8 protein-coding genes are annotated in these 12,603 nt (G+C 31.3%); 1 reads left to right on the top strand and 7 read right to left on the bottom strand.

Features of this window, described 5'->3' with window-relative positions; genetic code table 11:
* Positions 1-140: 140 nt before the first annotated feature.
* The 3 genes from F3K33_RS17820 to F3K33_RS17830 form a co-directional block, all read right to left on the bottom strand.
* Positions 141-782, bottom strand: a complete 642-nt coding sequence (locus tag F3K33_RS17820; RefSeq protein WP_039769054.1) for a Vat family streptogramin A O-acetyltransferase — start codon at positions 780-782, stop codon at positions 141-143.
* Positions 783-936: 154 nt separating this feature from the next.
* Positions 937-3,540, bottom strand: coding sequence for a phosphoenolpyruvate synthase (gene ppsA / locus F3K33_RS17825; RefSeq protein ID WP_039769052.1), 2,604 nt, complete (start codon positions 3,538-3,540; stop codon positions 937-939).
* A 617-nt stretch (positions 3,541-4,157) separates the two neighbouring features.
* Entirely contained in the window at positions 4,158-5,051 is an 894-nt protein-coding gene (locus F3K33_RS17830; RefSeq protein WP_039769051.1) for an ROK family protein, read from the bottom strand.
* 421 nt (positions 5,052-5,472) lie between these two features.
* Here F3K33_RS17830 and F3K33_RS17835 point away from each other — a divergent pair, with 421 nt between their 5' ends.
* Entirely contained in the window at positions 5,473-6,774 is a 1,302-nt protein-coding gene (locus F3K33_RS17835) for an IS110 family RNA-guided transposase (protein ID WP_154862458.1), read from the top strand.
* A 560-nt stretch (positions 6,775-7,334) separates the two neighbouring features.
* Here F3K33_RS17835 and F3K33_RS17840 read toward each other — a convergent pair.
* From F3K33_RS17840 to F3K33_RS17855, 4 genes are all read right to left on the bottom strand, one after another.
* Positions 7,335-8,333 carry an aldose 1-epimerase gene (locus F3K33_RS17840; protein ID WP_038457764.1) on the bottom strand — a complete coding sequence of 333 codons (999 nt, stop codon included), beginning with the start codon at positions 8,331-8,333 and terminating at the stop codon, positions 7,335-7,337.
* 41 nt (positions 8,334-8,374) lie between these two features.
* Complete coding sequence (locus tag F3K33_RS17845) at positions 8,375-10,519, bottom strand: hydantoinase/oxoprolinase family protein (protein ID WP_039773159.1); 2,145 nt, start codon at positions 10,517-10,519, stop codon at positions 8,375-8,377.
* Positions 10,520-10,846: 327 nt separating this feature from the next.
* Positions 10,847-11,713: a MurR/RpiR family transcriptional regulator gene (locus tag F3K33_RS17850; protein WP_039773157.1), complete on the bottom strand. Its 867-nt coding sequence runs from the start codon at positions 11,711-11,713 to the stop codon at positions 10,847-10,849.
* Positions 11,714-11,879: 166 nt separating this feature from the next.
* Positions 11,880-12,551 (bottom strand): hypothetical protein, encoded by a 672-nt coding sequence (locus F3K33_RS17855; RefSeq protein ID WP_051144886.1) that lies wholly within the window; start codon positions 12,549-12,551, stop codon positions 11,880-11,882.
* Between the last annotated feature and the right edge of the window lie 52 nt (positions 12,552-12,603).

Consider the following 12,603-nt stretch of genomic DNA (forward strand, 5'->3'; position numbering starts at 1 on the left):
AAAACCTTATTATCATTATTTATATTTGACATTTTTGACTTGTAGTCTTCTAATGATATATAGCCTCCAGCAAATTCATTTTCGAATATATGAAATTTTGTTAGCCTATATTATTGTCCAAGCTATACATAGCTTATGATTTATATATATTCTTTCATTAATTGATCTAAACCAACTTCTGATGTTAACTTTTCAATATTATTAAATATCTTCTCTTCGTCCCAATTCCACCATTGAAGCTTCAGTAAAAATTCAATTTTTTCATCACTAAAACGCTTTTTAATAAACTTGGCTGGATTACCGCCATAAATAGTATACGGCTCAACATCTTTCACTACAGTTGAATTTGTAGAAATAATCGCACCATCACCAACCTTGACCCCTGGCATAATAGTTACATTTTGACCCATCCACACATCATTTCCAATTACTGTATCTCCCTTAAAAGGCAACTGTTCTACTGTTGGAGTGACCTTTTCCCAACCACCTCCAAAGATATTGAAGGGATAAGTTGTAACTCCATCCATTCTGTGGTTTGCTCCATTCATGATAAACTTAATCCCCTCTGCAATTGCGCAAAACTTGCCTATTATAAGTTTATCTCCCAGGAATTCATAATGATGCTCTATATTATCATAAAATTTCTCAGGAGATTTTTTATTATCACTATAATAAGTATATTCTCCAATCTCAACATTAGATTTTTTAGGTAGATTACTTATATAACAAACCGTCTTTATATTTGTATTTGGATATAGCTTTTCCTTGTCTGGTCCTGTCATAGAGTACTCACTCCTTTCAGTTCTTTTATTTTTAATTTCTGACCTCTTTGGAATCAATATTATAGTCAAATGAATATTGGTTGGTCCTCAGTAATTATTTTTATCAAGTTTCCACCCTTCTGTCTGGTAATTTCATTTGACACTATCTACATCACTATAAAATTTCTATATATCCTTCAGTTCCATTCACTCGGATTCTCTGCCCATCTTTTATCAGTTTAGTAGCATTCTCTACACCTACAACTGCTGGTAATCCATATTCACGCGCGATAACGGCTCCATGAGTCATGAGTCCACCAATTTCAGTCACTAGACCTTTTATTGATACAAATAATGGTGTCCAGCTAGGGTCTGTAAAGGAGGTGACTAATATATCTCCTGCTTCTAGCACAGCATCTTCCATGTTTAAGATGACACGTGCTCTTCCCTCGATTACTCCAGACGAAACAGCTAGACCTGCAATCGCACCAGCTGGAAGATTTTCTCGTTTATATTTACCTGTAATGATTTCACCATCAGAGGTCATAACACGTGGTGGTGTTAGTTTTTCATTTAATTTGTGCTCGTCTTTTCGCTTGATTATAATATCATAATCAAGTTTATTTGTGTGTACTACTTCGCGAAGTTCCTCAAGAGTAAGGTAATAAATATCTTCTTTTTCATGAATAACACCATCTTGTACGAGTCGTTTCGCTTCTTTCATTAGGGCCTGCTTATAAACAAAATAGCGGCTAATCATACCGTATTTTGGGTATTCACGATAACCTATAAAATTCCTGATCAAGTCGATATTTCGTTTTGTTTCTTTTGCCTTTTGTTCACCATCAGGTAACTCTCGTAACCGACTTAATAACTCTTGTTCTTTATTCAAAGCTTCCTGTCGCCCTTGCTCAAATTTCATTTTGCCAGCACTCGGCTCAAAGTTTTTGATATTGCTTAAAATCATAGGGACAAGTGTAATTGGTTTTTCGCTAAATCTAGTTCTAGTAATATCTATTTCTCCGCTGCAGCGCATCCCAAATTTCCTAAGATAAGACAAGATTGCATCTCTGGTTTCCTTTCCACCATAAAACTTAATCACTTCCTCCAAAAAGTTATCATCTTTTACATGTTGTAAAAAATCAACTATTTCTGGATAAGGACGTATCACATCTGCCACATCCATTAACTCTAGACCCATTTCCGAAGTAATGTTGTTTGGTACTGATTGAGAAATGATATCGGCTGCATTTTTTTCACCTAACCACTCGTTCATCTTTTCATTAGTCCAAAGCGAAGCATTTATAGCAGACATAAATACAGCTGTACTTTGTGGGTCAAATAAAATCCTCTTTAACTCATTTATATCTTCTAGAATAAAATCAATTAAATCTACTCCTGATTTAGTTTGGATTTTTTGTTTTAACTCCTCTATGGATGATTGACTCTTCTTAATCAGCTCAGAAACGATTGTCGGATCCAATTCCTTTTGTGGCTCTGAACCTGCAGCTGATTTACTTTTAATGTCGCTCTGTTCCTCTTTATCATTTGGTAAGCATTTTATGAAATCTCGCTCTATTATGGTCATAATTGCATCTTCTGTGAGAGGTTCGAGTTGTTTCATATTATTTAATAAGTTTTTTCTGCCATCTGGTGAAGCGAGCATTGGTGCTACATCAACAAACAACCTTCCACCAGCCTTAAACCATCGACCAAAAGATATTAACTCCTTTAAAGACATTCCGAGTGGCTTCAAAGGATCGGTCATCATTTGTTGATGCCCCACAGATAAATAGACATGTTTTTTTTCATCATTCGTTTCAGGAATTGGATATAAAGTAGTGATTGGTCGGCTCTGAACAATATAAAAGGTATCGTGATCCAAACACCATTCTATGTCTTGTGGACATCCAAAATGCTCTTCAATCTTTCTACCCATATGCGTAAGTCTCAAAATCTGTTCATCTGTGAGCACTTGACTATTTTGCATCTCAGGCTCAATCGCCAACTTTTCGGTACCACCATCTTTTAAAGAATAGATACCTAGCTTCTTAGTAGATATTTTCTTATCTACTATCTTATCGTTGCGTACTCTATAATTATCAGCATTCACTAATCCAGAAACCAAAGCCTCTCCTAGTCCAAAGCTTGCATCAATAGATACCACTTTTCTATTACAAGTAACAGGATCAGCAGTGAACAAAATTCCTGCCGCCTTAGAGACTACCATTTTCTGAACGACCACAGAAAGGTAAACTTTATTGTGGTTAAATCCGTTTTGAATACGATAAATTACTGCTCTCTCTGTAAACAGCGATGCCAAACACTTTCTAATATGCTTTAAGATTGATTCCTTTCCAATAATATTTAAATACGTATCCTGCTGACCAGCAAAAGAAGCTGTCGGTAAATCCTCTGCAGTTGCACTAGAACGTACAGCATATGAATCTTTTTCACCAAGTCTTAATATGAATCTTGCAATCTCTTCGCTAATAACCTCAGGTATAGTTATTCCTTCGATTACCTTGCGAATTTCACTGCTAATTTCTCTTATTTTTTCTATGTCTTCTACTCCAAAATGCGATAATTCATCTAATAAACCTTTAAGTTCTTCATTATTTTCAGTTATTTTTTTATATGCTTCTGTCGTAACACAAAAACCTTCTGGTACTAAAATTTCAGTAATTCTAGATAATTCTCCTAGATTAGCGCCTTTACCTCCAACCATGGAAATCTTTGTTTTATCAATCTCCTGAAAGCTAAGTACATATGAATTCATACACATTCCCCTTCCTCTTTTAAGTCGGAACCCTGAGTAGTTTAATTCACTTGCTCGCACTCTTATACTGCTCGTTAAAAACCATTTAGACTTTTAATTCCTTTTCTAGATACGAGTGAAGCAATTTCTACGAAGTGATTCTGTTCCTATGATACACAGAATAAGCACATATTATAAGCCTGTTATTTAAAAATTTCATATGGTATAATAAAGTTGAGGGGAATAGTTGATTTTTATAAGAATTAAGAGAATATATTATGTTAAATTCTTTAACACCACAGCTGAATAAGTTACATACTCTAACTACTTTATTCTTTAGTTTCTTTGTGGTTCCTATAATTTTTCTTTTCTTTTATCGTTACAAGCATATCATTAGTACATCTTATGTAATGTATTACCGAATCTATAAATATTTTTATTCCGAAAACTATAAGAATGTCGCTGAATCTTCTAACTTATAAGAAGTGAAAATTTGAATATTAAAAAACTGTCATCAAGTGTTATCTAATCAAAATTAATTCAGAAAATGATAACCCCCTCAACACTTCTGTCGAGGGGGTTAATTGTCGAGGTAAAACGCAACCTTTGAAATCCACTATCTACATTTATTATATCTATCAGTTTAAGCAAGATGCTAGAATACCCGCTCCAAGCAATCCTGCATCATCACCTATTTTAGCCAATTTAATATTTACATTAATATTGTTAAATACTCTTAGCTTAACTTCATTAATTAATTTTTCTAAGTAATTAGAATTGTTTAAAATAACTGATCCGCCAAGTACTATAACTTCTGGATCTACTGTAGTTATTATATTAGCAATTGCTTTAGATAAATTTATAGTCCATTCATTTAAAACGTCTAAACAGTCTACGTCTCCTCCACTCGCTTTATCAAAAATATCTTTTGTAGAAAATTCTTGTCCACATTTCTCACTGCCTATTCTAGAAATACTTACACCACTGCATTGTCCTTCTAATCCTCCTGAATTTAAACCTGCATGTCTATATTCATCTTCGTTTATTATCATGTTGCATACTTCTCCAGCTATATTGTTAAAGCCATTGACTATTTGATTTTTATAAATAAATCCACCACCTACTCCTGTTGATAGAGTAATGTAATATACACTTTCAGCATTTTTAGCTGCACCTATCTTGGCTTCGCAATATCCCGCTAAATTTGCATCATTATTTACAATTACAGGTAATTCAAAATGTTCTTCAAAGTATTTCTTTATCTTAAAGCCTTCCCATCCTCTTAAATTAGGAGGATTGATTATCACTCCATTTCTTATATCCAAAGGGCCTGGGCATGCTACACCAATAGCTTCAACTTTATATTTATTCCATTTTTCTTTTATCATATTTATTAAATTATCTATATTGCATTTTGCTCCCTTTTCTACAATATTATCTATTTTAAATTTATCAATTAAATTATATTCATTATCTAAAATGGCAGCTCTTAAGTTGGTGCCTCCTATATCAATTCCTATAAAATATTTCATTTTTAAATCCTCCTTGTATAATCTAGTTGTAACATTTGATAGAAAACTATTTATCTTTCTAACGAACATTACACCTCTTATTATTTTTAATATTCTAATTTATTACTTTGCCTACGCCCCGATAGGGAATATGCATTTCATATCTTAAATAGTTTTTTATTTAAATTCCTTAAAGGAATCTAACCAAGTTTTATATAGTCTAGTATAATACTCCTGAATAGAAGATAGATGTAAACCTCCTGGGAGGTCTTTTAGAACCTATACCCGTAAAAAAGCGTATCATTTCATCAGGTAGAATTCTATGTTTAGCTGGTTGGGTTTCCCTTCGGGAATTACCCGTGTCACAAACAAGGTTATAAGCTATCTGACAGAGTGGAAGTTCTATTCTATATCTAAAATTTAATTTAAGGAGATATATACAATGTCTAATTTTTTTTATAGTCCTGTAATAGGAATTGATGTTTCAGCTGATTTTTCATATACTGCAATACTCGCACCGAATGGTGATATTTATAAGAAGTCATTTAAAATAAAGCATGATCTCAATGGCTTCAACCACTTAGTTAATGAAATAAAAAAAGTGGAAGAAGAGTTTAACATGAAAACTGCAATTTTCATGGAGTCCACTGGCGTGTACCATTTATCTCTTTTCCACTATCTTAATAAATATTTCGATAACACATTTGTTATCAATCCACTCGTTACTAAGTCTAACAAAAATGGCGACATAAGAAAAGTGAAAAATGATAAAAAAGACGCTTTATCTATTGCAACAATAGGAAAATTTCAAAACATTAAGTTATCACAACAACTTAGCCTTGATATTTTTCTTCTGAAAAATCTTGTAAGAGAGTATTACAAACTTACAGATACTAGCTCTACTTTTAAGAAAAAATTATCCGCTGATTTAAGAGTTATTTTTCCTGGCTATAATACTATATTTTCAGATTCAACATCTAAAAGTTCAATTGAGCTTTTAAGTCAATATCCAACGCCACAATCAATTTTAGAGGCACCTAAGGAAAATATAATTAAGATTTTCCTTGATAGCTCTAAAAAGGGCATTATCTGGTCGGAAAATACATATTCCAAATTATTTAAGGTTGCTAATGAAGCTAAAATAATTGGCTTACCGTTAGACGGTTTAGCCGTCAAAATAGCCAGCTCTATAACATTAATAAAAACTATTCAATCAGAGATTGATACATTGTTACAGAAAATTAACAATTTTATACAGTCTGAAACTTTTCCTGAATCTATTAGAGCTAATATTGAACTAATTGATTCAATTCCTGGCATAGGGCAATTAACTGCTATTACTATAATAGCTGAAATAGGTGATATTGATGGTTTTCTTAAGCCCAAACATCTTGTAGCTTTCTTTGGTATTGATAGCTCAGTTAATCAATCAGGTAATTTTAAAGGCGATGATAATAAAATTTCAAAAAGAGGAACTCGAATCGGTCGAAGAGCATTATATTCTGTTGCACTAGCTTCAATCCGTAACAATCGTAATGGAGTTCCTATAAATAAAGTCCTATTAGATTATTATCAAATAAACCTTAAAGGCAAAAAGCCTAAAATCGCCTTAGTCGCTATAATGCATAAAATTATAAACTACATTTTTGCTGTTCTCCGAAATCAAACTCCGTTTGAGCAAAGAGATCCCAAAATACATAAGCAAATGTTCCTAGAAAATAACTCTTTAAACAAAGTCGCTTAATTTTATTCCAATTTCTGTAACCGTTCGTGTTTTGAAACGGTTTGTTTGCCATACTCTTTTTCCAAAAACTATTTTTTTGAAAATTAACTTGACTATTATTAGCTGGTCTTATTTACTTATCAGATACTCATACATTTTCTCTTATTTAACATTCACATTTATCATCAAATATACTTTTCATCTAGGTGATCTCCAATAAGTTATACATATATTGATGCTCCAAATATATGTTGATGAACTCCATCAGCACAAATGTGCTTTTGCAATGACCTCAAGAATTTATATCTATCTATATCTTTCATATATAGCTCTAATATCTATTTTTTCGCTTTATCTATTTCTCTTACTGCTTGAATATATTTACTTTAGATTTATTCCTTTTTTCCATGAGTAAGAATATCTTTTTCTATTCTCTCAAGTCTCTGAGTACTAGTATTTCCACTCACACCACTGTTTATTAATTCCACCTTAATAAAAATAACGTTCACCCTCTAATAATGAAAGTGAACGCCAAAATAATATGGTTCAACTATTGAATAATTTAAGAGAAAGTTTATCCATTACTCTATAAATATTTTAGTAGTTTCGCTCCACTTCTCACCAGATAGTAATACTCTAAAGCCTGTCTCTTCTGAAGACAATTTTAAATTTGGTGCATTATTCATCCATGTTTGTGGCTCGATACAAATAAAATCTGATGAAGCTTCATTATTCCATACTGTACAAAATTTATAGTCTTTACCAAACTCATAATATAACTTTATATTTTTTTCTTTATCCTCAATAATAGCACCATTAAAAGGTGTACCTTGAAAACTTAAAGGCTGTACTGTGTATGTATCGTTCACCGGATGTTCAAGCGGAATTACTCCACCATCCCTGTATTTCTTCTCATAATCACATAAATTAACCTTATTCCCAGTGGGTAAATATCTTGAATTAACTAACCACTTATCTCCTACTGATAAAGTTAATGCATAATTTTCTTTTTTGCTGTCAGCTTGAAATGGAACATTAAAAGCTGTATGGAATCCAACTCCTAAAGGCATTAGTTTTTCACTACAATTTATAAAGGTTATTTTTTGTTCTAATCCTTTTTTAGATAATTTATAGGTCATTTGGCATTGAAACTCATGTGGAAAATACCTAAATACATCTTCATTAAATGAATTACTCCAAAAGGATACTTCAATTTCGACATACTCTTCAATCTTATTAACCTTAGTGCTAGTTACTGTAAAAGGCAATTTATTTATTATTCCATGGTAATGATTATTTCTTATAGTGTCGTTTATTGGAAGTTCATATGCCATATCATTAACTGAATATTTTCCATCTTCAATTCTTCCTGGTGGAAATAAAATTGGAATTCCAAATATTATTGGCTTACTCTTAAATTCCTTTAATGTTTCTGGAGTTCTTATGATATTGCAACCTAGTACTTTATGCTTTAATTCAATAATATTAGCTCCGATTTTAGGTATCATGACTGCTTCATAATCTCCAGCAGTGAAATATACTGCTTCTTCTCCAGACCACGTTATCTTTTCTATTTTCACTCCCATACCTCCTACCATAAAATATTTCTGTGTTATTATAATTACTTATATACAACAGTAATCATTTTTTCATCATTTTCCATAAACTTAGTTTCTACATCTATTATAGACAGAAGTTGTTCCTTTGTTTGCATGCCTGTTAAATCAAGCATCTTCTCTTTATAGAATAGGAATACCTTTGGTATAGTAGCATTAGCATCAGAATATATTGTGTGTTGATCAAGAAAAGCTACAAAATCTGATAAAGTCGCATCTTTTCTAAACGTTAAGTTATATGCGTTTTCTCTCTTTAAACGAACGACGCCTTCTCTATCAACCATACAAATATTGTTTAATGTTTTTTTGAACAGTCCAAAAAAAGCTTTCTTTTGAATAACAGCCTTAAATAAATACCATCTTCCTGTATTAGATACTAATTCAACTGTTGATTTTTCAACACTAAGTGCACCTGATACTACTTCCTTCATATCATCTTCTGAAGCAACACTTTGAGCAAGGTCTTTTGATCTAAGTTCAGTTGATCCTGTTGCAATTGCTCTAAGTATATTTTTTTGCGAATCTATTTCGATAGTTACATCAACAGTAGCTTCATTTGCTCCAGACTGTACTATTTTTTCAATTATATCTTCTCTAATTTTCTTAATATCATCTTCTGACGGAGCAACTACCGATCTTTCTATCTGCTCACGAACCATAGCAAGCGCAACACCAATTGTGGATATGTAAGGTGCATTTTCTGCTACCTTTGATTTAAATCCACCTTTATCAGCAAGTGCGTGAACAAGTACAGCTCCACTTCCGCCACCACCTACAAGTGTAATGAATTTTCTATCTAATTCATATTCTTCAACCATTTCGTTAACGACTTTCATTACTTTATTTACCGCTATATCCATAACTTGCTTAGCTGCTTCCTCAGCAGAAATATTTAAGTAATCTCCTAAAACCTGCCATGCTTTTTTATTACTTTCCGCATTACCTCTAGCATAATCCCCCTCTGGTACATAACCTAAAAGATTTGAAGCACCTGCAAGTGTATAAGAAAATTCCTTTCCATTTGAGCACTCAATAATTGCATAGTTCTTTGGATCGCTTTCCCTTGGACTTATGAATTTGATTTTAGGTTCTTGGATATTCTCAGGATCTGCAAAACATTCATAATCCACTCCAGCTATATGTGCACTTCTTGGTCCTACATCACTAATTTTATTATTTTCTATTTTTATCATACTACCGCCTGCTACTGCTAAAGTACGAACATCAAGTGATCTTAAATAAGTTTTATGTCCACCAACCTGTGCATTTTTTATCATTACCTTTCCATCTTTAATAACAGAAATATCTACACTTGTACCTCCAACTTCAAAGAATATTCCATCTGAAATTTTTTCATACATAAGAGCCCCAGCAACTCCCGCTGCAAGACCAGATAGCATTGTAAGTATAGGACGTTTTCTCACTTCATCAACGCTCATTACTCCACCATCACATCTCATTATCATTAATTGAGATTTTATTTGTGCATTCTTCACTGCCTTTTCGGTCATATTTGCTGTTTCCATCATCTTAGGGATTAAGCTCGCATTTACTACTGCTGTTCGTGTTCTCGTTTTCAAACCATATAACTGTGATATTTCATGTCCTCCTGTTGCATATAGTGACTTATTATTAGCTGTCTCTATTACATCCTGCTCATTTTTAGGATTGTCAACACTATACGCTTCTGATGCAACTATAACTTCTGCACCTTGACTTTGAAGTTCATTAATTGATTTCTCTACAATTTTGCTATTTAAATTCTTAGAATCTATGAAAGTATGATATGTTTTTAAATATTTTTTAGGAGCCAATTCTATATCTGCTGTATTTGTCTCATTTTTTGCACTTCCAGCATCCATACCTGTTCCCATACCTATTATACCAACTTGTGCTACATCCCCTTCAAGCAAAGCATTAGTTGCTTGTGTTGTTCCATGAGCAATGAACACTACATCATCAGGGGATATATTATTGTCAGTCAATACTTTATTTATTATTTTGACTATACCACCTGCAACTCCCTCTGCTTCACTATGTGTTGTACTTATTTTTTGTTTTGCAATAATTTCATATGTATCATTATCTATTACTACTGCATCGGTAAAAGTTCCACCTACATCGATACCAATTCTAACCTTCTTAGCCATACAATCTCCTCCTTAACCTCCTGGTTTTATCACAAATTAATTAAATATCCTTATTTAAAGGATATCATTTACACGAATCATTGTAAATAGTTTTTGAAAATTTTTTTCATTTTTTCCGGATATTTTGGATGCAAAAATTCAAAATTATCCTTTCATTTAAAATATACAATATTTATGATTTGTTTTCCGAAATTTATTATAATGATTTTCATTAAATAATATAGGTAAGATCAATAGACTTAATATAGATAAGACTTATAAACAGTTAAAAAAAAAGACTGGAGTTGAACTTAAATCCTATACCAGTCTTAACTTCAGCCTTGCATCTTAAAGATTATAATAGTAATTACTGTAATCTTGTTCACTTTCAAATAATGCATCGCTATCTAATTTCTTTTGCAAATACTTCTTATTAGATTTAATAAGCATTCCTACTATAACATCAATAGTAAACAGAAAAGTCATATTATCTGAAATAACCGTGTTATTTTCAATAGCTAACTTATCTGAAGTAATTATCTTAATATCCGTAAGTTCACTAAGTTTTGGAGAATCATAACTTGTAATTGTCACAATCTTAGCATTATTTTGTCTCCCACTAATCAAAGGTTCTTGAATATCTCTTACTGATATATTACGTGTTATACCTATAATTAAATCATCCTGAGAAGAATTAGCACTACAGAGCTTCATACTATACACATCATTATAAGATTCAGCTTTTATTCCCATCATATTTAGTCTTTGTTTAAGTTCAATAGCTGACTGCCATGAACCAAATACACTAAATATGTTAACTTTCTTAGCAGATTTAATCATTTCAACTACTTTAATTAAATCCATTTCATTTATTAAAGAACATGTGTTAAGTATTAATTCATTATAATCTGAAGCTATAGAGTCAATAAGACTATGGCTATCTCTACTCTTATCATTTGCCTTAAGATTTCGATAAAAATTATCTTGAGCTAAAGCTATTTTAAAATCATTAAATCCTTTGAATCCTATTTTTTTACAAAATCTATTTATACTAGTTTCAGATACTTTTGTTTCAATTGCTATATTAGTAATTGTATTATTGATAACAAATTCTGCATTGTTTATAACAAAATTTGCTATTTCATTTTCACTAAAAGTTAAATTTTTTTGTCTTGAAATTATCTTTGCAATAACTGCCGGAACAGTATTTCTCATTAAAAAGCCCTCCCTGATTATCCGTATATTTTAACTTGAATAATACACGGAATTTAATCATTCCTAAAACAATACTATCATATATTATATCAAATTGTAATAGTCTGTTCAAATAATACGAATTTTACAAAGTACTGTATTATAGGGGTTTAAGCTTTATTAGTAGTTATAACATGTTATTCAATTCTTGCTCTAAACAAATTACTATTTTCTTAAAATCATCTAAAGATATTTTACCCAATTCTATTAAATATAAATAATCATATATATTAGGAAGAAATTTTGCTCCTAATATTTCCTTACTAAAACTATGCGCAGCGATTTCAGAACACTTTATAATTGAAGATTTCCTTTTAAAAAAAACAAAATTCATTAATGTTACTTGCTCTAAAAGTTCATTTGTTGGTTTTTTTTCTTTATATTCAAGAAAATGATAAAATTCATGAGCTAGATGCATATTAAATACATCCTCGTAACTTAACTTTTCTTTAAAAAAATCCACCTTATTGCATGTATTCATAAGATCAATTAAAGAGTTTTCATATATTTTTATAATATTTTCTTTCTTCGAAAAACTTATTTCTGCCCTAAATTTTACTCCATAAAATGTTCCTGATTTTTTTACTATTTCAATTTTAACACCATTATCTTCGCATAGTTTTTTCAGATCTTTCCCTAAATATTTTTTTGCTTCAATTTTTCCTAAAAATAATGAATCGTCAACATAATACTTTATTTTATCTTTAGGTATCTTTTGAAATAGTAAATCATTTTTTAATTCAGCATAAGCTAATGTTCTATCATTTAATTTTCCTAAGACATCAAATAATTCTTCCATATTCTCTTCCCCTTGTTAATATATTGAATGGAACCACCTTAAGTATTCCATT

The organism is Clostridium beijerinckii (assembly GCF_008705175.1).
In the GTDB taxonomy this organism is placed as follows: Bacteria; Bacillota; Clostridia; order Clostridiales; family Clostridiaceae; genus Clostridium; species Clostridium beijerinckii.

What these genes read in the sequence shown, in the direction of transcription:
- F3K33_RS17850 (WP_039773157.1), bottom strand. Translation starts at nt 11,713, where the DNA reads ATGAGAAATACTGTTCCGGCAGTTATTGCAAAGATAATTTCAAGACAA.
- F3K33_RS17820 (WP_039769054.1), bottom strand. Translation starts at nt 782, where the DNA reads ATGACAGGACCAGACAAGGAAAAGCTATATCCAAATACAAATATAAAG.
- F3K33_RS17845 (WP_039773159.1), bottom strand. Translation starts at nt 10,519, where the DNA reads ATGGCTAAGAAGGTTAGAATTGGTATCGATGTAGGTGGAACTTTTACC.
- F3K33_RS17855 (WP_051144886.1), bottom strand. Translation starts at nt 12,551, where the DNA reads ATGGAAGAATTATTTGATGTCTTAGGAAAATTAAATGATAGAACATTA.
- ppsA (WP_039769052.1), bottom strand. Translation starts at nt 3,540, where the DNA reads ATGAATTCATATGTACTTAGCTTTCAGGAGATTGATAAAACAAAGATT.
- F3K33_RS17835 (WP_154862458.1), top strand. Translation starts at nt 5,473, where the DNA reads ATGTCTAATTTTTTTTATAGTCCTGTAATAGGAATTGATGTTTCAGCT.
- F3K33_RS17830 (WP_039769051.1), bottom strand. Translation starts at nt 5,051, where the DNA reads ATGAAATATTTTATAGGAATTGATATAGGAGGCACCAACTTAAGAGCT.